This is a genomic window from Pseudomonas sp. MDT1-16 (assembly GCF_054898115.1).
In genome coordinates this window covers 4,087,081-4,104,866 of the sequence record NZ_CM142717.1, presented here as the reverse complement: position 1 = coordinate 4,104,866, position 17,786 = coordinate 4,087,081, and the positions used below count along the sequence as shown (strand labels likewise).

The window sequence follows — 17,786 nt, the reverse complement described above, 5'->3', positions numbered from 1 at the left end:
GAAGCCGTGCCAACTTTATAAAAGTCTTAAAAATCAACGACTTGAAATTTTGTAGGATTTTACGTTCAATCAAGGCGCGACAATTTGTTTCCGTGTTACTCGCTTTTGCCCACGTTCCAGAGGCAGCGGTAACACCCCGAGGCCTCACTGTGCGCTGCGAGCCTTGGCCACGCGCGAACCGGTCGGACGTCCCAGCACCGTGCAAATTTGCTGACCTGCCAAAATCAAGGCGTCCAGGTCGATACCGGTCTCGATACCCAGGCCATTGAGCAGGTAAACCACGTCTTCGGTAGCGACGTTACCGCTGGCGCCCTTGGCGTACGGGCAGCCGCCGAGGCCGGCGATGGAACTGTCGAACACCGAGATGCCGTCCAGCAGACTGGCGTAGATGTTGGCCATGGCCTGACCATAAGTGTCGTGGAAGTGCCCGGCCAGTTTTTCACGGGGTACGTCGGCCGACACCACCTCGAACATCTTGCGGGTTGCGCCAGCGGTGCCGATGCCGATGGTGTCGCCCAGGGAAACTTCATAGCAGCCCATCGCGTAGAGCTCGCGGGCGACCCACGCGACTTGCGCAGGCGCGACGTTACCTTCGTAGGGGCAGCCCAGCACACAGGACACGTAACCGCGCACGCTGACACCCTGTTGCCTGGCGGCGTCCATGATCGGCACGAAGCGCTCCAGACTTTCGCTGATCGAGCAATTGATGTTGCGCTGGGAAAACGCTTCCGACGCCGCAGCGAACACCGCGACTTCCTTGACCCCGGCCGCAATGGCGTCTTCAAACCCGCGCAGGTTGGGGGCAAGTGCACCATAGGTCACGCCAGGCTTGCGCTGGATTTGCGCGAAGACCTCAGCAGAGCCGGCCATCTGCGGCACCCATTTGGGCGAGACGAAACTTCCGACTTCTATATAGCCGAGACCGGCGGCGGTCAGCGCGTCGACCAGTTGCACCTTGTCCGCAACACTGATGGGTTGAGCTTCGTTTTGCAGACCGTCGCGTGGGCCGACTTCGACCAGGCGTACGTGGGCGGGAAGGGACATAAGCAATTCACCTGTCAGTTAGGGATCGTTCCCACGCTCTGCGTGGGAATGCCTCAATGGACGCTCTGCGTCCGCTTCTGGATGTGACGCGGAGCGTCACGGGCTGCATTCCCACGCAGAGCGTGGGAACGATCATTTCGTACGATTACTGAACCACTTCCTGGCTCTTGATGGTCTGTTCCAGCGCCTGGGTGCAACGCTCCTGAGCGGTGTCCAGTTCCAGCTTCATCTGTTCGATGTCGAGCATCTGCTGCTCCAGCTGTTCACGACGTTCGGCGATTTTGGTCAGCATGGTTTGCAGCTGTTTCTGATTGCCACCGGTGGGGTCGTAGAGTTCGATCAGCTCGCGGCATTCGGCCAGGGAGAAACCAATGCGCTTGCCCCGCAGGATCAGCTTCAGGCTGACCTTGTCGCGGGGCGAGTAGATGCGCTCCTGACCGCGTCGCTCGGGGCTGAGCAGGCCTTGCTCTTCATAAAAGCGGATGGCCCGGGTGGTGATGTCGAGCTCGCGGGCGAGGTCGGAAATGCTATAGGTCTGGCTGCTCATGGGCGCGCTCGAAAAAGGTCATGGCGCTAAGCTAAAGGCAGGTTGACGTTTACGTCAAGCATCGCGCCCTGATCCTCCGTCTATCAGATGATTCCTACACTTTGTCGAGCTTCTTCTCATGTGCCGTCACCTGCTGGCACAACTCGATCATCTGCTCGCGCATCCAGCGGTTGGCCGGGTCCTGATCAGTGCTTTCGTGCCAATAGAGGTGGGTTTCCACCGGCGGCACATCGTTGACCGGCAGGTTCACCGAGTACAGGTCATGGCGACGGGCGAAGCGTTCCGGCACGGTCATGACCATGTCGGTCTGCTGCAGCACTTGGGACGCCATCAAGTAGTGCTGGGAACGCAGGGCGATTTTGCGCTGAATGCCCATTTTGCCCAAGGCCAGGTCGACATGGCCCAGACCACTACGGCGGCTGGAAATGTGAATGTGAGTCAGCGACAGATAATCATCGAGGGTGAACTTCTCTTTGCCCGCCAGCGGATGGCCTTTGCGCATGGCGCAGACGTAACGGTCTTCCATCAATTTGACGTGGCGCACTTGCGGGTCAGTGTTCAGCGGCGCATCCACCGCGAAATCGAGACGCCCGGCCGCCAGTTCCTTGGTGGTTTCGCGGCGCTTGGACAGAAAGCTTTCAATGATCACCGTCGGCGCCAGGCGCCGCAGACGCTGGAACAGTGGCGGCAGGATCACCGCTTCGGTGAGGTCGGTCATGCTGATGCGATAGGTCTTGACCGCCTGCAACGGGTTGAAAATGCGGCTTTCCTGCACCGACACCCGCAGCAAGGAGAGGGCGTTGCGCACCGGCCCGATAATGTTCTGCGCCATCGGCGTCGGGACCATGCCCTGAGCGGTGCGCACGAACAACGGGTCATTGAAGGTCTCGCGCAGACGGGCCAGAGCGTTCGAGACCGCCGGCTGAGTAATGCCGACAATCTGCCCGGCGCGAGTCAGGTTGGCTTCGGTGTAGATCGCGTCGAAGACGATGAAAAGGTTGAGGTCGACCTTGCTCAGATTCATTGCGCTGCACTCTTATTGTGGGGCTCTCGATCAGCCGATCATATATCGGTGATGAATGTTAATACACGCCGAGAATAGGCTAGGTAAATTTTCGTAGCTGTTCTAGCATCGATTGCATGACCTGAACAACTCATCAAAACCCCAGTTAAAAGGTAGAGCTGCCCATGGATTTCGCTTATTCGCCCAAGGTGCAAGAACTGCGTGAGCGCGTGACCGCGTTCATGGACACCTACGTTTATCCCGCCGAAGCGGTATTCGAGCGCCAGGTCGCCGAGGGCGATCGCTGGCAGCCGACCGCAATCATGGAGGAGCTCAAACTCAAGGCCAAGGCTGAAGGCCTGTGGAATTTGTTTCTCCCTGAGTCCGAACTCGGTGCGGGTTTGACCAACCTCGAATACGCGCCGTTGGCGGAAATCATGGGCCGCTCGCTGCTGGGCCCCGAGCCGTTCAACTGCTCCGCGCCAGACACGGGCAACATGGAAGTGCTGGTGCGCTACGCCAACGAAGAACAGAAGCAACGCTGGCTCGAACCGCTGCTGCGCGGCGAGATCCGCTCGGCGTTCGCCATGACTGAACCGGACGTGGCCTCGTCCGACGCCACCAACATGGCCGCCCGCGCCATGCGTGATGGCGACGAATGGGTGATCAACGGCAAAAAATGGTGGACCTCAGGCGCCTGCGATCCACGCTGCAAGATTCTGATCTTCATGGGCCTGAGCGATCCTGACGCGCCGCGTCATGCGCAGCACTCGATGATTCTGGTACCGGTGGATGCCCCAGGCGTGAAGATCGTTCGTCCGCTACCGGTGTTCGGTTATGACGACGCACCTCACGGCCACGCTGAAGTGCTGTTCGAAAACGTCCGGGTGCCGTACGAAAACGTCTTGTTGGGCGAAGGACGCGGTTTTGAAATCGCTCAGGGTCGCCTTGGCCCGGGACGGATTCACCACTGCATGCGTTCGATCGGCATGGCCGAGCGTGCACTGGAACTGATGTGCAAACGTTCGGTGAGCCGTACCGCGTTCGGTAAACCCTTGGCCCGTCTGGGCGGCAACATCGACAAGATCGCCGACTCGCGGATGGAGATCGACATGGCGCGGCTCCTGACCTTGAAAGCGGCGTACATGATGGACACCGTGGGCAACAAGGTGGCGAAGAGCGAAATCGCTCAGATCAAGGTTGTCGCACCGAACGTGGCCTTGCGGGTTATCGACCGGGCGATCCAGATCCATGGCGGGGCAGGGGTTTCCAACGATTTCCCGCTGGCCTACATGTATGCGATGCAACGCACCCTGCGCCTGGCCGACGGCCCGGACGAAGTGCACCGCGCGGCGATCGGCAAGTTCGAGATCGGCAAATACGTGCCTAAAGAGATGATGCGCGGCAGTCACTAAACCCCGGCTTGTATCGCGGGCCTGGATCAGGCTCGCGATAACGTCGAGGCTGCATCAATCAACCGAAGGTAACCCATAGAATGCTCGCGCACACGCCGTGCTGTGAGCGGCCAGATCTTCCTCGCTCTCCCCACGATGCAACGCCACTTCACGCAACACTTCGGTCAGATACGCCGGTTCGTTGCGACCATTCTTCGGCTTGGGGCGCAAGCTGCGCGGCAACAGATACGGCGCATCGCTCTCCAGCATTAGCCGCCCCCGCTTGATCTCTTTCACCAGCGGATGCAGATGCGTGCCTCGGCGCTCGTCGCAGATCCAGCCGGTGATGCCGATGTGTAAATCCAGATCAAGGTAGCTGAACAGCGCCTTCTTTTCGCCGGTGAAACAATGCACCACGGCGGCCGGCAATTGATCACGGTAATCACGCAGGATTTCCAGCAAGCGCTGACTGGCGTCGCGCTCGTGGAGGAACACCGGCAATTGCAGCTCGACCGCCATCGCCAGATGCTCTTCGAGGACTTTTTCCTGCTGGGGGCGCGGCGAGAAATCACGATTGAAATCCAGTCCGCATTCACCCACCGCCACGACGTTCGGCTCCTTGAGCAAACTGCGCAGACGCTGGGCGCTGTCGGCGTTCCAGTCGCTGGCGCAGTGAGGGTGAATGCCGGCGGTGGCGAACAGCCGTTGAGCCGTTTCGTCCAGTTGCTGGCACAGCTCCAGAGCCTGCTCGCTGCCCTCGACACTGGTGCCGGTGAGCACCAATTGGCAGATCCCGGCAGCGTAGGCGCGGTCGAGTACAGCCTGGTGTTTGTCGGCAAAACTGGGGTTGGTCAGGTTGACGCCGATATCGATGAGTTGCATGGTGCTACCTCGGACCAAAGGCCGGAAAGCATATCAGAGCTGTAGATTTATAAGAAAAGCCAAGAACTACAATGAGTTGTAGCTGTCTCTTGATGCCGCGAGACAGGTCGGGATGGCCAGAGTGCCATCACTGTGCCAGTCTTTCGCACGTTGCCAGCGCTCAAGGCGCTCTGTTTCTGTCGTTCGATTTCATGAAAATTCTTGAGATCGGCCCAGTATTCTTTCTGGAGAGTGGATGACACGTCCCTCGATTTTGCTACTGCTGTGTTGTTCGTTGCTGCTGCCGATGCCGGCGGTCGCGCGTCTGGCCGGGCCGCTGCAAGCCGTGCCTTCGAGCAAAGTGCGCGACTTGGCGGAAATCCGCAGCAGTCGCGTGCTGCGGGTGTTGGTCAACCAGAGTCGTAACAGCTCCGGCGAAGTTCAGGGCCAGGCCATCGGTGTTGAATACCACCGTTTGCGCGCCTTCGAACAATACCTCAACGGTCACGCCCGTGACGGTCAGGAAATTACCCTCAAGATCATTCCTAAAGCCAAGGATCAACTGATCGGCGCTTTGCAGCGCGGCGAGGGTGATCTTGTCGCACCGGGAGAACTGCTCGACCTGCAACCGGGCCACGCGGTCAGCACCAGTGAGCCGATTGCCAGCAACATCCCGTTGGTCCTGGTGGGGATCAAAGGCGAGCGACGTTACACCCGTCTCGAACAACTCTCTGGCAAAACCCTGGCGTTGCCGACCGGCAGTGCCGCCGTGGACGCGGTCAGTCAGATCAATCAAAAGCTCGCGCTGCACAAGCTGCCACCGGTGAAAATCGAGTGGGTCGATCCCAGTCTGGCAGTCGAGGACGTGCTGGAGATGGTCCAGGGCGGAATCTTTCACCTGACGATCGTCGAACAACCCATTGCCGAACGCTGGGGCAAGATCCTGCCCAAATTGCGTCTCGATCGGCAGGTGCTCATCAGTGAACCGGGCGAAGAATTCTGGTTCGTGCGCCGCGACGCCTCAATGTTGCGGGCGAGCATTAATCGCTTCCTGACCGGTTACAAAAAACCATCGGATCAAGACGTGGCGTTCCTGCGGATCTATCGACGCCTGTATCAAGTGCACTACCCATTGGCCAAGGCTGATCGGCAGCGCCTCGAAAAACTTCGACCGGTGCTGCAGAAGCACGCTGAAGCCCAAGGCATGGACTGGCTGAACCTGGCGGCACTGGCGTTCAAGGAATCGTCCCTGCAACCCAATGCCCGCAGTGGCAGCGGCCCCACCGGCCTGATGCAGATCACCCCGTCCGCAGCTCAGCGGGTGGGAGTCAACAACATTCAGAATCTCGACGCTAATGTGCAGGCCGGGGCCAAGTACCTGGCGATGATCCGGCGCAAGTTCTTTGCCAGTCCCAAACTCAACGAGCGAGAGCGCATGGCGTTCGTGCTGGCGGCCTACAACATGGGGCCGGAGCGGGTTCAGGGCATGCGTGCCGAGGCTCGTCGGCGCGGTTTGAATCCCAATCAGTGGTTCTTCCAGGTCGAACGCATTGCCATGGAGCAGGTGGGGATGGCGCCTGTCAGCTATGTTAATAGCGTGAACAAGTATTACTTGGCGTTCGATCGGGAGCGGGAGTCGTTGGAGCCCGAGGGGCAGAAAGTTGTCTCACGTAAATGATCGAATAAATTGATTCTTATGGCGAATTTATTGCGCTTTTATCATATGATTTACTGATTAATATAGCGGCCAACCAACACACACTGACAATGGATGACACAGCATGAGCTCACTGATCAACAAGGTACTGTTTACCCGCGCTGGCTACGGCCTGACCGTTCTGCGGATCTTCGTCGGCATCGTCTTCGCTGCCCACGGCTCGCAGAAACTCTTCGGGGCGTTTGGTGGTTACGGTCTGGCCGGCACCGCGCAGTACATGGAGAGCATCGGTCTGGCACCGGGCTACCTGATGGCGACGCTGGCGGGTGGTACCGAGTTTTTCGCCGGTCTGGCCTTGATCATCGGCTTGTTGGTTCGCCCGGCAGCGCTCGGTCTGACCTTTCTTTCGCTGGTGGCAATCTTCTCGGTGCACATCCATAACGGTCTGTTCATGGCCAACAACGGTTATGAATTCGCCCTGGCCCTGCTCGGCGGCAGCATTGCGGTGCTGATTGAAGGCGCCGGCAAGCTCTCGGCTGACCGCGCCATCGCCGGCTAACCGTTCTGTCTCAACAAAAAAGGCTCGCATTGCGCGAACCTTTTTTGTTGTGCGTCATTCTTGACACTGTCCGGTCAGCTTCTCTAGGATGCTGCCCATGCGCCGATTTAAACAGCTACTTGCGGGGCGCCAGGTGACTCATTCAGTTGCCGATAGAAGCTTGATTCAGGCTTCGAAATACCGCTAAAGCGCTGGTTCGGTGTTGCCTCTCACCTGCCATGCAGACTTTTGAGGCAGAGACACGACACGATGAATGCATTAAGCCCTGTTGTACGCCCCGCGCCGATCACGGCACATCTCACCCAGCGCAATCCCAAAATCCTGCTTGGCGGCAAACATCAGCCGACACTCTTGCGTTATCTCGATGGCTGGCCACGTCGCACCGGTGGGCCTGCCGCCTTCCTGATCCAATTTGTCGAAGACGGTGAATCGCTGGCTCGATTTGCCAGCGACAGTTTCGATCTGGCGGTGATTCAATCGCCCCGTCTCGAGGATGCCCCCGAAGTGATCAAACAACTGACTCGCGTGGCCCGGCAGGGGCTGATTACACGCCGCTGAAGCTTAGAACGCTGCGGCTCAAAGATAGTCGATCGCCACGATATATACGCATTGCTCGCCGGTCGGTGTCTGGACCCTAACTTCCGCGTCCAGCGCCTTGCCGATCAGGGCGCGAGCCAGCGGTGAGTCGATACTGATCAGGCCCTGCTTCAGGTCCAGTTCGTCCGGCCCGACGATGCGATAGCGCGACTCTTTGCCGTCCTCGTCTTCGATCGTCACCCAGGCGCCGAAATAGACCTTGTTCGGATCGCTGGGCTTCTCACTGACGACCTTGAGCGCTTCCAGCCGTTTAGTGAGAAAGCGCACGCGGCTGTCGATCTCGCGCAGCATCTTTTTGCCGTAGGTGTATTCGGCGTTTTCCGAGCGATCGCCCTGTGCCGCAGCCTCGCTGACCGACTGTGTGACCTGCGGCCGCCGAACATGCCAGAGCTCATGAAACTCGGCCCGCATCCGCGCTTCACCTTCGGGGGTGATCAGCGCGGTGCCAGCGGTGCGGGGAGGGCGATAACGGCTCATGGCAACTTCTTGTGGTTGGGTTCTTGTGAACGAGAGTGTTTGAGTCTATCAACCCTCGCGCAGGACTGTCAGTGGGCTGGCGTTCAAGGCCCGACGAGTGCCGAATACACCGGCACCACCGATCAGCACGGCGCCGATCAACGGCAGTATCAACAACCACGGATGCGGATGCCAGGGCAGGTCGAAGGCGTAGCGGTAGAGCACCAAACTCACCAGTTCCGAGCCCAGCGCGGCCAACAATCCACTGACCGCCCCAAGCAAACCAAACTCGATCCGCCGGGCCTTGACCAACAATTGGCGCTCAGCCCCCAGCGCTCGCAACAATGCGCCTTGGCGAATACGTTCATCGAGCGTCGCCTGCAAGCCTGAAAACAACACCGCCATCCCCGCCGCCAACACGAACAACAGCACGTATTCCACCGCCAGGGTGACTTGACCGAGGATACTGCGCAGCTGTGCGAGCAAGGCTTCGACTTGCAGAATGGTCACCGCCGGGAAGGCCCGCGACAGATCCACGATCTGCTGATCATGACCCGCCGCCAGATAAAAACTGGTCAGGTAGGTCGCCGGCAGATCCTTCAGCGTGCCGGGCTGGAAGATCATGAAGAAGTTAGGCTGGAAGTTGTCCCAGTTGATGTCTCGCAGGCTGGTGACTTTCGCTTCCCGATTGGCCCCGCCGACGGTGAACACCAGGTGATCGCCCAGCTTGAGTTTCAGGCTTTCGGCGACTTTGCCTTCCACCGATACGCCGGGAATCTCGTCCGGCGTCTGTTCGGCCCACCAGTTGCCCGCCGTGAGTTTGTTGCCCGCCGGCAAATCCGCCGCCCAGGTCAGGCTCAGGTCGCGCTGGATCGCTCGATCACCGGCCGAATCCTTGCTGACGATTTCCTGTACCGGCTCGCCGTTGACGCTGATCAGCCGTCCAGGTACCACCGGGTATAGCGGCGCCGATTGCGCCGACAGTTTGATCAGGCGATCGATGAACGCCTGTTTGTCCGCCGGCAGAATGTTAAGCGCGAAATAGTTAGGCGCGTTTTTCGGTAGCTGGTTCTGCCAGGTGTCCAGCAACTCGCCCCGCAGCAATGCGATCAGCGCCATGGACAGCAGAATCAAACCGAACGCCAGGGATTGTCCCGCTGCCGCCAGCGGATGACGCAGCAATTGGCCCAGTCCGAGGCGCCATGGTAAAGAGGCGCGCGCCAGCATTCGGCGCAGACTCTTCAGAAGCAGCAACAGCAAACCGCCAAGCACCAACGCCGCGATCACACCGCCACCGAGCAGGGCGAAGGTCAACACCAGGTCCAGGCTCAGACGCCACATGATCAACCCAAGGGCGCCCAATGCCGCGCCGTAAACCATCCAGGTGCTGGAAGGAATCGGCAACATGTCCCGACGTAATACCCGCAATGGCGGAACGCGACCCAGTGCAGCCAGTGGTGGCAAGGCAAAACCGGCCAGCGCCACCAGCCCGGTGCCGATCCCGGCGATGGCTGGAAACAGACCGCCCGGCGGAACGTCGGTCGGCAATAAATCATGCAGCAGCGCGAACAAACCCAGCTGCGCGAACCAGCCGATGAGGGCGCCGCTGATACTGGCGAGCAGTCCGAGCACTGTCAGTTGCAAACTGAACAGCACCATGGTTTCCCGCCGGGACAGCCCCAGACAACGCAGCAATGCACTGGCATCGAATCGGCGGGTGGCGAAGCGCGTCGCCGACAGCGCCACTGCTACACCGGACAGCAGAACCGCGACCAGACTGGCCATGTTCAAGTAACGCTCGGCCTTGCCCAATGCGCCGCCAATCTGTCGGTTGCCATCCCGGGCATCCTGCAAACGCTGGTTGGGGGCCAGGCCGGGTTTGATCAATTGACGATAGGTTTCCAGCGCCTCGGCTTTACCGCGCCAGAGTTCGCGGTAACTGACGCGGCTGCCGGGTTGCACCACACCCGTCGCCGCGAGGTCGCTGAGGTTGATCAGCACTCGCGGCGTGAGGCTGTAGAAGTTGCCGGCGCGGTCCGGTTCGTAGGTCAGCACTCGCGCCAGCTTCAGGGTTCGTATGCCAACATCGATGCTGTCGCCAATCTTCAAATTCAGCGCGGTCAGCAGTCGCGCTTCGACCCAGGCTTCACCGGGTTTCGGTCCGCCGCCGGGTTCTTCCGGGGCAAAGGGCGCCGGGGCACTTTTCAGTTCACCGCGCAGTGGGTAAACCTCATCGGCGGCTTTGATACTGGACAGCTGAATGCCGTTGTCAGTGGCGATGACGCTGGAGAACTCCACCACTTGAGCGTGTTCGAGACCCAGCTCCGTGCCGCTTTTGATCTGTTCGGGCCGTGCCGGCGAACTGCCTTCCAGCAACAGGTCAGCGCCGAGAAACTCGGTGGCGCGCAGCATCATGGCGCCGTTCAGGCGGGCACCGAAGTAACCGATGGCGGTGCTCGCCGCGACAGCCACCAGCAAGGCAAAGAATAAAACCCGCAACTCGCCGGCGCGGGCGTCGCGCAGCAGTTGGCGGATGGCAAGACTGAACAGGCGCAGCAGTGGCAGGCGTGCCATCAAGGCTCCAGAGGGGCGACCAGCAGGCCGGCTTCAAGGCGGATCAGGCGCCGGCAGCGATGTGCCAGGCGTTCGTCGTGGGTCACCAGCACCAGGGTGGTGCCGCGTTCCTGGTTGAGTTCGAACAGCAGATCGCTGATGCGCTCGCCGGTGTGGCTGTCGAGGTTACCGGTGGGTTCGTCGGCAAACAGCACATCGGGTTCGGCGGCAAACGCACGGGCGATCGCCACGCGCTGCTGTTCGCCACCCGAAAGTTGGCGTGGCGAATGGGTCAGCCGCTGGCCCAGGCCGACCCGTTGCAGCAGCTCGGTGGCGCGTTCACGGGCGTCTTTGCGGCCGTCGAGTTCCAGCGGCAGCATGACGTTTTCCAGGGCGTTGAGACTGTCGAGCAGCTGAAAGGACTGGAACACAAAACCGACATGCTCGGCCCGGATGCGCGCGCGCTGGTCTTCGTCGAGATCGCTCAGGGTTTGCCCTGCGAGGGTGACGTCGCCGCTGCTCGGCAGGTCGAGGCCGGCGAGCAGGCCGAGGAGGGTGGATTTGCCGGAACCGGAGGCGCCGACAATGGCCAGGCTGTCGCCCTTGTTCAGTTCCAGGCTGAGTTCGTGCAGGATAGTCAGTTCACCTTCCGCGCTGGGAACCACTTTGCTGAGGTTCTTCGCGGTGAGAATACTTGCGCCCATGGAGAATCCGATGCGTGTGTGGTTTTTGAGTGCTGGCCTGGCCTTGATGTGCATGGCCCAGAACGCAGCGGCGGGTACAGTCCTGATCGTTGGCGATAGTATCAGCGCGGGTTTCGGGCTGGATACCCGGTTGGGATGGGTCTCCCTGCTCGAGCAACGGCTCAAGCGCGAAGGTTTCGACGATAAAGTGGTCAACGCGTCCATCAGCGGCGACACCAGTGCCGGAGGCCAGGCGCGCCTGCCCGCGCTGCTTGCAGAGCATAAGCCTGAGTTGGTAATCCTCGAGTTGGGCGGCAACGATGGCCTGCGCGGATTGCTGCCAACGCAATTGCAACAAAACCTTGCGGCGATGATCGACAGCTCCCGCGCCAGTGGCGCCAAGGTGCTGCTGCTCGGCATGCAATTGCCACCCAACTACGGCGTTCGTTATACCGAGGCCTTCGCGAAGGTCTACAGCACGCTGGCCAACGAGAAAAAGATCCCGTTGGTGCCGTTTTTTCTCGACGGCGTGGGCGGTCACCCGGACTTGATGCAAGCCGACGGCTTGCACCCGGCTGCCGGGGCTCAGGACAAGTTGCTGGAAAATGTCTGGCCGACACTGAAACCGTTGCTTTGACGCTTTTCTAGCGGCGGTGTTTCGGCTAAGGTGGCGCCCCGATTTGGAGCCCCCGATGCCACGTCCTGCCTGGTCCCTTTTTGCTTATCAACTGATCGAGCCTGACGAACAGCTGGATCTGTTCGCCTGCCAGGAAGTGCGGGTACATCTGGTGACCCGTCAGCTGGAGCTGGGCGGCTCGGCGGACCGGACCTTATGCGGCAGCCTGCTGCCAGCACAACCGCGCTGGTCGAGCGTCGAACGCCGAGTGTTCCAGGACCAGCGCCTGTGCTCGCTGTGCCGGGCCATTCTGGAATCGCAAAAACGCGGTACATCGCCGATCTGGCCTGAGCTGCGTTTCGAGCTTTAGTACCCGATACATTGCTTGCTATCGGTCAACTCCCCGATTTTCCAGGCGCCGGTGTACAATCCCGTTTTAATACCCTTGTCGATCATGCGAAGGATTTTCCGGATGTTGCCGCGCTTTCCTGCCGTCACCCGCTACCTGTCTCTCGCCGCCCTCTGTGTGGCGGGTCCCGTAGCAGCATTGGAGCTGCCCCTGCCACCGCCCGGTGAAGACATCATCGGTCAGGTCCAGGTGATCAAGGCCAAGTACGAAGACACCTTCGCCGACCTTGGCACCACCTACGATCTGGGCTATTCGGAAATGGTCGCGGCCAACCCTGGCGTCGATCCATGGTTGCCGGGCGCTGGCACCGAAGTGGTGCTGCCGACGCGCTTCATCCTGCCACCGGGCCCGCGTGAAGGCATCGTCATCAACCTGGCCGAGTACCGCCTCTATTACTTCCCGAAAGGCCGGAACGTGGTGTACACCTTCCCGCTGGGTATCGGCCGTGAAGGCTGGGGCTCGCCGATTGCCCATACCAGCATCATCGCCAAGACGCCGAACCCGACCTGGACCCCACCAGCGTCGATCAAGGCCGAGCACGCCGCTGACGGCGATCCGCTGCCGAACGTGGTGCCGGCCGGTCCGGACAACCCGTTGGGGCCGTTCAAGTTCACGCTGGGCACTCCGGGCTACTTGATCCACGGTTCGAACAAGAAGTTCGGCATTGGCATGCGCACCAGTCATGGTTGCTTCCGCATGTTCAACAACAACGTGCTGGAGATGGCCGGCATGGTTCCGGTTGGGACGTCGGTGCGTATTATCAGCGACCCGTACAAGTTCGGTGTCAGTGGCGGCAAGGTGTATCTGGAAGCGCACACGCCGCTGGACGACAAGGGCAACCCCTCTGTGGTCGACAAGCACACCGCGGTGATCAACGCGATGCTCAAGCGTGAGGACATCACCAACAACCTGCGTATGAACTGGGATGTGGTCCGCGACGTGGTTGCCGCCGAAGATGGCCTGCCGGTGGAAATCGGAGTGCCGAATTCCTCGGCGCCGATGGTGACGAGTGCACCGATCGACCCGCTGCAGTAATGCTTGAACAGAACCCGCCGACGCTGACTGCGCCGGCGGGTTTTTTATGGCCTGGACAAAACCCCGGGCAATAAAAAAGCCGACCCAAAAAATGGGTCGGCTTGATAACAATCCCTAAGGATTATTACTTGCGGCTAGCTTTGTCCAGCATGCGCAGAGCACGCTCGTTAGCTTCGTCAGCAGTCTGTTGTGCTTTTTGAGCAGCAGCCAGAGCTTCATCAGCTTTACGGTAAGCTTCGTCTGCACGAGCCTGGGAGCGAGCAGCTGCGTCTTCAGTAGCTGTCAGACGTGCTTCTGTTTCTTTCGATACGCTGCTGCAACCGGTAGCCAGAACTGCGGCCAGAGCCAGAGCAGAGAATTTCAGAACGTTGTTCATCGTGTTCCCCTTCAAGGACTTTCTATTAAGTAGCTGTCTCCTCAGAGTGAGGAAATAGCCGGCGTACATACTACCCATTACTTGTCGTAAGTAAACTGACGTATAGCAAGAAGCAAAAAAAATTGTAGGCGTTGATTCTTTTTCGAGCAACTTTTAACTGCATTGTTTAAAAAATATCCAGCTGGGAGGCCCGAACTGAGCGAGCCGCCGAAGAAAGGTTCCGCGCGCTCACAGCTCTTTTCCGAGTCTCGGCTAAAGTCTGTCTAGATGGATTCGTCTACACTTTTGTTCGGATTTTGCGTGGCGCCTCTCATATCTTTCTCCATGTTCAGGTGACTTTAACAAAGGGCGCTCGTCTTAAGTCTCAACATCCGGCAATGTTCAGGCTATCGACCTTCAGAGATCTTGGTCGAGCCGTCTCTGCGTAACCCGGAGCAGCACCCGCCAACCCGTGTGATGACGAGCGTACCTTGAGCATTTCTGCCAATGGTGCCTACTATTTGATACGTGCTCGGTTGCGCGAGATGGGTGCGGCTCTTCTCGGTGTCCACTCAGGCACGGGGTGGCGTAGATGTTTCTTCGCCGGAAAAACATCGGTAAGGTAGGGGTCAGAATTCCAGACCCGCGAGGAGTAGTGATGAGCGAGGCGTTGTCCATCCACCATGACCAGGCTGGTCATCAGTTCGAGACCAATGTGGACGGTCATCGTGCCTACCTGACCTATATGGATCTGGGGAAACAGACCCTGGATATCTATCGCACCTTCGTGCCCAACGCACTGCGTGGTCGTGGCATTGCGGCAGCCTTGACCGAGAAGGCGCTGGAGTACGCTGAGGAAATGGGCTACACCGTCATTCCATCGTGTTCCTACGTGGAGCGTTACATGGAGCGTCACCAGCGGCATGCGGCCAAACTGAGCCAGTAAACCGTACACATAAAAAAACGCCGGGTTAAGCCCGGCGTTTTTTTTGTGCGCGAAAAACGGTGATCAGGTGCGATCACGTTTTGGCAGCACATCCTTGAGCTTGGCGTGCATGCTGCGCAAGGTATTTTCGGTAGCAGACCAGTCGATGCAGGCATCGGTGATCGATACGCCGTATTGCAGGTCGGCGAGGTCTTTTGGAATCGCCTGGCAGCCCCAGCTCAGATGACTTTCGACCATCAGGCCGATGATCGACTGGTTGCCTTCGAGGATCTGGTTGGCGACATTCTCCATCACCAGCGGTTGCAGGGCCGGGTCCTTGTTGGAGTTGGCGTGACTGCAATCGACCATGATGTTCGGCTTGATCTTCGCCTTGTTCAACGCTTGCTCGCAAAGCGCGACGCTGACCGAATCGTAGTTCGGTTTGCCGTTGCCACCGCGCAATACCACGTGACCGTAGGCGTTGCCTTTGGTGGTGACGATCGACACGCCACCTTCCTGGTTGATACCGAGGAAACGGTGCGGGCTGGAAACCGATTGCAGTGCGTTGATCGCTACGGTCAGGCCGCCGTCGGTGCCGTTCTTGAAGCCGACTGCCGAGGACAGGCCGGAAGCCATTTCACGGTGAGTCTGGGATTCTGTGGTGCGCGCACCGATGGCCGACCAGCTGATCAGGTCCTGCAAGTACTGCGGGGAGATCGGGTCGAGGGCTTCGGTCGCGGTCGGCAGGCCCATCTCGGCCAGGTCCAGCAACAACTTTCGGCCGATGTGCAAACCGTCCTGAATCTTGAAGGAGTCGTCCAGGTACGGATCGTTGATCAAACCTTTCCAGCCGACGGTGGTGCGTGGCTTCTCGAAATACACGCGCATGACCAGATACAGGGTATCGGACACTTCGGCCGCAAGCGCCTTCAGGCGCTCGGCGTATTCGTGGGCAGCCTTGATGTCGTGGATCGAGCAAGGCCCGATGACAACAAAGAGGCGGTGGTCGGTGCCATCAAGAATGTTGCGAATGACTTCGCGGCCCTTGGTGACGGTGCGCAGGGCAGCGTCGCTCAGTGGGATATCACGCTTGAGCTGATCGGGAGTGATCAGGGTCTCGTTGGAGGCGACGTTTAGGTCGTTGATCGGTAAATCAGCCATCGTTTACTCGTCAGGTCACGGGTGCCGGCCGCCAGCGAACCCGCGCGGCGGAGCACAGCAAATTAATCGCGTCGGGGAGCAGAACCTTAGCGCGTTACACCGTGGCTCGACAATGGGCAGACGCCGGTTTAATCCAGCACAGCCTGTGCAAATACCCTGCGAACCGTGTCGTGAGAGAACTCATCGGCGTGCTCCTGGACCCATTCGAGGGCCAGGGCTTGAGTTTCCTGCAGGTCGTCGTGCGCGTCATGCAGGCGGCAGTAACGCTCGATCTGGCACACTTGCTCGCCCATTCGGGCACTGAACATCATCTGCTCGTCAACAAAAGCGATGCCTACCAGATAGCCGCGCTTGCGCCGCAGGCACCAGGCCACATAGCCCAGAAAACGTATGTCGGGGTTTAAGGTGGGCATGCGCACTTCCAGCGCCGTACCGTGGCGCCACGCCCGGTGATAATTGCAAGCCATGCCCCCGAGGCTGATAGTGTGCAGCTGTTGCCGCGAAATACACTCAGGTTTGAGCAATGTTAATTCGACGGGCACATCGTCAGGGTGAGGAATAAAACGTCCCATGAACACGGACTCCATGTGTCGGCCATCTGACATTGTTTCCCCCAGTATAGTGGTCGAATCGGAGCTGGATGATTTCGACGCCGACCAACGGCTGCTGGCGATGAGCGGTGTGTCGCTGGTTATTTTCACCAGTGTCGGCTGCGCCAGTTGCCGTTTTGCCCGTGAGCAGTTGCCACGACTCGATCTGAACGTTGATCGACTGTGCTGGATTGACGCGGGGAACAATGGCGGCGTGGTCGAGCGTTATCAGGTCTTTTACTTGCCGGCGCTGTTTGTGGTGCGCGACGGTGAATTCTTCGGGGCGCTAAAATCGCGCCTGACCGGCACCGAGCTCAATGAAGCCGTGGGTCAGGCGTTGAGTCGAATTGCAGAGGAGTTGCCATGATGGGGGCAGTGACCAAACCGACAATCGGTATTATCGGCACCGGCGCGATCGGCGGGTTCTACGGGTTGATGCTGGCGCGTGCTGGTTTCGATGTGCATTTTCTATTGCGCAGTGAGTTTTCGGCCGTTGCCGAGCACGGACTGCAACTCGACAGTGCGGTGCACGGCGCGCTGACGTTGAATCCGGTTCAGGCCTATTCGACGGCCGAAGACATGCCGCCCTGCGACTGGTTGCTGGTCAGCGCAAAAACCACCAGCAATGCGGATCTGGCGCCGGCCATCGTTCAAGCGGCGGCACCGAATGCCAAGGTGCTGCTGTTGCAAAACGGTCTGGAAGTCGAAGACAGCTTGCGGGCGTTGCTTCCCGATTCGCTGCACGTGCTCGGTGGGCTCTGCTATATCTGCGTCCATCGCGACGGACCAGGTGTCATCACCCATCAGGCGCTCGGCGCAGTGAATGTTGGCTATCACAGTGGCCCAGCAGCCGATGAGCAGACGCGCATGGCGATTGTCGAGGAGGGCGCCCGGCTGTTTCGCACCGCCGGCATCGATTCCCAGGTCATGGCGAATCTGCATCAGGCGCGCTGGCAAAAGCTGGTCTGGAATATCCCTTACAACGGTCTGTCGGTGCTGCTTGGGGCGAGCACTGCGCCATTGATGGCCGATGCCGACAGTCGGGAGCTGATCAAGGCTCTGATGGCTGAAGTGGTTCAAGGCGCACTCGCTTGCGGTCACGACGTACCGGCCGGATATGCCGACCATCTGTTCACGGTGACCGAAAAAATGCCCGACTACTGGCCGAGCATGTACCACGATTTTCTGCACAAGCGACCGCTGGAGCTGGAGGCGATTTACGCCCGGCCCCTGGCGGCGGCCAAAGCGGCAGGATGCGAATTGCCGCGAATCGAAGCCTTGTATCGCAGTTTGAGTTTTATCGATCGACGTAACACTTGAGTCGATCAACCTTGGGGAGAA

Annotated in this window: 20 protein-coding genes; 10 read left to right on the top strand and 10 right to left on the bottom strand. The window is 59.5% G+C overall.

All coding sequences use genetic code 11. The annotated features are described in order from the left end of the window. Nucleotides 1–144 precede the first annotated feature (144 nt). The 3 genes from ACYZT3_RS18805 to ACYZT3_RS18795 all read right to left on the bottom strand — a co-directional run bounded on the left by ACYZT3_RS18805 (nt 145) and on the right by ACYZT3_RS18795 (nt 2,615). Nucleotides 145–1,044, bottom strand: a complete 900-nt coding sequence (locus tag ACYZT3_RS18805; protein ID WP_282376512.1) for a hydroxymethylglutaryl-CoA lyase — start codon at nt 1,042–1,044, stop codon at nt 145–147. A gap of 145 nt (nt 1,045–1,189) precedes the next feature. Continuing rightward, nucleotides 1,190–1,591, bottom strand: coding sequence for a MerR family transcriptional regulator (locus ACYZT3_RS18800; RefSeq protein ID WP_282376513.1), 402 nt, complete (start codon nt 1,589–1,591; stop codon nt 1,190–1,192). Between the two features lie 94 nt (nt 1,592–1,685). Next, a complete protein-coding gene (locus tag ACYZT3_RS18795) occupies nt 1,686–2,615 on the bottom strand; it encodes a LysR family transcriptional regulator (RefSeq protein WP_008148497.1) in 930 nt (309 codons plus the stop codon). Between the two features lie 164 nt (nt 2,616–2,779). On the opposite strand from ACYZT3_RS18795, the gene ACYZT3_RS18790 reads away from it, so the two are divergent. Next, complete coding sequence (locus tag ACYZT3_RS18790; RefSeq protein ID WP_462030450.1) at nt 2,780–4,009, top strand: acyl-CoA dehydrogenase; 1,230 nt, start codon at nt 2,780–2,782, stop codon at nt 4,007–4,009. 54 nt (nt 4,010–4,063) lie between these two features. On the opposite strand, the gene ACYZT3_RS18785 is transcribed toward ACYZT3_RS18790, so the two are convergent. Then, complete coding sequence (locus tag ACYZT3_RS18785; RefSeq protein WP_282376516.1) at nt 4,064–4,870, bottom strand: TatD family hydrolase; 807 nt, start codon at nt 4,868–4,870, stop codon at nt 4,064–4,066. A gap of 235 nt (nt 4,871–5,105) precedes the next feature. On the opposite strand from ACYZT3_RS18785, the gene ACYZT3_RS18780 reads away from it, so the two are divergent. The 3 genes from ACYZT3_RS18780 (at nt 5,106) to ACYZT3_RS18770 (ending at nt 7,623) form a co-directional block, all read left to right on the top strand. After that, entirely contained in the window at nt 5,106–6,527 is a 1,422-nt protein-coding gene (locus ACYZT3_RS18780; RefSeq protein ID WP_462030449.1) for an MltF family protein, read from the top strand. A gap of 103 nt (nt 6,528–6,630) precedes the next feature. After that, on the top strand, nt 6,631–7,065 hold the full coding sequence (locus tag ACYZT3_RS18775) for a DoxX family protein (protein ID WP_282376518.1): 435 nt from the start codon (nt 6,631–6,633) through the stop codon (nt 7,063–7,065). 249 nt (nt 7,066–7,314) lie between these two features. After that, the gene (locus ACYZT3_RS18770; RefSeq protein ID WP_282376519.1) at nt 7,315–7,623 is read left to right on the top strand and encodes a class I SAM-dependent methyltransferase; all 309 of its coding nucleotides are present in this window, start codon (nt 7,315–7,317) and stop codon (nt 7,621–7,623) included. Between the two features lie 18 nt (nt 7,624–7,641). Here the strand turns inward: ACYZT3_RS18770 and greB are convergent, their stop codons facing one another. The 3 genes from greB to ACYZT3_RS18755 are packed head-to-tail and all read right to left on the bottom strand — an operon-like array spanning nt 7,642 to nt 11,375. After that, on the bottom strand, nt 7,642–8,139 hold the full coding sequence (greB, locus tag ACYZT3_RS18765; protein WP_008148506.1) for a transcription elongation factor GreB: 498 nt from the start codon (nt 8,137–8,139) through the stop codon (nt 7,642–7,644). Nucleotides 8,140–8,187: 48 nt separating this feature from the next. Further along, nucleotides 8,188–10,692 (bottom strand): ABC transporter permease, encoded by a 2,505-nt coding sequence (locus ACYZT3_RS18760; RefSeq protein WP_282376520.1) that lies wholly within the window; start codon nt 10,690–10,692, stop codon nt 8,188–8,190. Next, entirely contained in the window at nt 10,692–11,375 is a 684-nt protein-coding gene (locus ACYZT3_RS18755; RefSeq protein WP_282376522.1) for an ABC transporter ATP-binding protein, read from the bottom strand. Before ACYZT3_RS18755 ends, ACYZT3_RS18760 begins: the two co-directional genes overlap by 1 nt. A 10-nt stretch (nt 11,376–11,385) precedes the next feature. Between ACYZT3_RS18755 and ACYZT3_RS18750 the strand changes: the two genes are divergently transcribed. From ACYZT3_RS18750 to ACYZT3_RS18740, 3 genes are all read left to right on the top strand, one after another. Continuing rightward, nucleotides 11,386–11,991, top strand: a complete 606-nt coding sequence (locus ACYZT3_RS18750) for an arylesterase (RefSeq protein ID WP_282376523.1) — start codon at nt 11,386–11,388, stop codon at nt 11,989–11,991. A 55-nt stretch (nt 11,992–12,046) separates the two neighbouring features. Further along, nucleotides 12,047–12,340 carry a hypothetical protein gene (locus ACYZT3_RS18745; RefSeq protein WP_123432651.1) on the top strand — a complete coding sequence of 98 codons (294 nt, stop codon included), beginning with the start codon at nt 12,047–12,049 and terminating at the stop codon, nt 12,338–12,340. A gap of 102 nt (nt 12,341–12,442) precedes the next feature. Further along, nucleotides 12,443–13,414 carry a L,D-transpeptidase family protein gene (locus ACYZT3_RS18740; protein WP_282376525.1) on the top strand — a complete coding sequence of 324 codons (972 nt, stop codon included), beginning with the start codon at nt 12,443–12,445 and terminating at the stop codon, nt 13,412–13,414. 124 nt (nt 13,415–13,538) lie between these two features. Here ACYZT3_RS18740 and oprI read toward each other — a convergent pair whose 3' ends face one another. Further along, nucleotides 13,539–13,790 (bottom strand): outer membrane lipoprotei OprI, encoded by a 252-nt coding sequence (oprI, locus tag ACYZT3_RS18735; RefSeq protein ID WP_002553018.1) that lies wholly within the window; start codon nt 13,788–13,790, stop codon nt 13,539–13,541. A gap of 637 nt (nt 13,791–14,427) precedes the next feature. Between oprI and ACYZT3_RS18730 the strand changes: the two genes are divergently transcribed. Continuing rightward, nucleotides 14,428–14,715 (top strand): GNAT family N-acetyltransferase, encoded by a 288-nt coding sequence (locus ACYZT3_RS18730; RefSeq protein ID WP_008057026.1) that lies wholly within the window; start codon nt 14,428–14,430, stop codon nt 14,713–14,715. Between the two features lie 63 nt (nt 14,716–14,778). Here the strand turns inward: ACYZT3_RS18730 and ACYZT3_RS18725 are convergent, their stop codons facing one another. Together ACYZT3_RS18725 and ACYZT3_RS18720 are read right to left on the bottom strand one after the other, a co-directional pair. Further along, the gene (locus ACYZT3_RS18725) at nt 14,779–15,855 is read right to left on the bottom strand and encodes a 3-deoxy-7-phosphoheptulonate synthase (RefSeq protein ID WP_462030448.1); all 1,077 of its coding nucleotides are present in this window, start codon (nt 15,853–15,855) and stop codon (nt 14,779–14,781) included. 128 nt (nt 15,856–15,983) lie between these two features. Beyond that, the gene (locus tag ACYZT3_RS18720) at nt 15,984–16,427 is read right to left on the bottom strand and encodes a PilZ domain-containing protein (protein ID WP_282376527.1); all 444 of its coding nucleotides are present in this window, start codon (nt 16,425–16,427) and stop codon (nt 15,984–15,986) included. On the opposite strand from ACYZT3_RS18720, the gene ACYZT3_RS18715 reads away from it, so the two are divergent. Both ACYZT3_RS18715 and ACYZT3_RS18710 read left to right on the top strand, forming a co-directional pair. Next, nucleotides 16,426–16,812 (top strand): YbbN family protein, encoded by a 387-nt coding sequence (locus ACYZT3_RS18715; protein WP_462030447.1) that lies wholly within the window; start codon nt 16,426–16,428, stop codon nt 16,810–16,812. The genes ACYZT3_RS18720 and ACYZT3_RS18715 overlap by 2 nt on opposite strands. After that, the gene (locus ACYZT3_RS18710; RefSeq protein WP_282376529.1) at nt 16,809–17,765 is read left to right on the top strand and encodes a putative 2-dehydropantoate 2-reductase; all 957 of its coding nucleotides are present in this window, start codon (nt 16,809–16,811) and stop codon (nt 17,763–17,765) included. Before ACYZT3_RS18715 ends, ACYZT3_RS18710 begins: the two co-directional genes overlap by 4 nt. Nucleotides 17,766–17,786: the final 21 nt, after the last annotated feature.

Coding starts and splice junctions, on each gene's coding strand:
- ACYZT3_RS18790 (WP_462030450.1), top strand. CDS start 2,780: ATGGATTTCGCTTATTCGCCCAAGGTGCAAGAACTGCGTGAGCGCGTG.
- ACYZT3_RS18800 (WP_282376513.1), bottom strand. CDS start 1,591: ATGAGCAGCCAGACCTATAGCATTTCCGACCTCGCCCGCGAGCTCGAC.
- ACYZT3_RS18805 (WP_282376512.1), bottom strand. CDS start 1,044: ATGTCCCTTCCCGCCCACGTACGCCTGGTCGAAGTCGGCCCACGCGAC.
- ACYZT3_RS18710 (WP_282376529.1), top strand. CDS start 16,809: ATGATGGGGGCAGTGACCAAACCGACAATCGGTATTATCGGCACCGGC.
- ACYZT3_RS18730 (WP_008057026.1), top strand. CDS start 14,428: ATGAGCGAGGCGTTGTCCATCCACCATGACCAGGCTGGTCATCAGTTC.
- ACYZT3_RS18725 (WP_462030448.1), bottom strand. CDS start 15,855: ATGGCTGATTTACCGATCAACGACCTAAACGTCGCCTCCAACGAGACC.
- ACYZT3_RS18745 (WP_123432651.1), top strand. CDS start 12,047: ATGCCACGTCCTGCCTGGTCCCTTTTTGCTTATCAACTGATCGAGCCT.
- ACYZT3_RS18755 (WP_282376522.1), bottom strand. CDS start 11,375: ATGGGCGCAAGTATTCTCACCGCGAAGAACCTCAGCAAAGTGGTTCCC.
- ACYZT3_RS18760 (WP_282376520.1), bottom strand. CDS start 10,692: ATGGCACGCCTGCCACTGCTGCGCCTGTTCAGTCTTGCCATCCGCCAA.
- ACYZT3_RS18780 (WP_462030449.1), top strand. CDS start 5,106: ATGACACGTCCCTCGATTTTGCTACTGCTGTGTTGTTCGTTGCTGCTG.
- ACYZT3_RS18770 (WP_282376519.1), top strand. CDS start 7,315: ATGAATGCATTAAGCCCTGTTGTACGCCCCGCGCCGATCACGGCACAT.
- oprI (WP_002553018.1), bottom strand. CDS start 13,790: ATGAACAACGTTCTGAAATTCTCTGCTCTGGCTCTGGCCGCAGTTCTG.
- ACYZT3_RS18785 (WP_282376516.1), bottom strand. CDS start 4,870: ATGCAACTCATCGATATCGGCGTCAACCTGACCAACCCCAGTTTTGCC.
- greB (WP_008148506.1), bottom strand. CDS start 8,139: ATGAGCCGTTATCGCCCTCCCCGCACCGCTGGCACCGCGCTGATCACC.
- ACYZT3_RS18740 (WP_282376525.1), top strand. CDS start 12,443: ATGTTGCCGCGCTTTCCTGCCGTCACCCGCTACCTGTCTCTCGCCGCC.
- ACYZT3_RS18750 (WP_282376523.1), top strand. CDS start 11,386: ATGCGTGTGTGGTTTTTGAGTGCTGGCCTGGCCTTGATGTGCATGGCC.
- ACYZT3_RS18775 (WP_282376518.1), top strand. CDS start 6,631: ATGAGCTCACTGATCAACAAGGTACTGTTTACCCGCGCTGGCTACGGC.
- ACYZT3_RS18795 (WP_008148497.1), bottom strand. CDS start 2,615: ATGAATCTGAGCAAGGTCGACCTCAACCTTTTCATCGTCTTCGACGCG.
- ACYZT3_RS18720 (WP_282376527.1), bottom strand. CDS start 16,427: ATGGGACGTTTTATTCCTCACCCTGACGATGTGCCCGTCGAATTAACA.
- ACYZT3_RS18715 (WP_462030447.1), top strand. CDS start 16,426: ATGAACACGGACTCCATGTGTCGGCCATCTGACATTGTTTCCCCCAGT.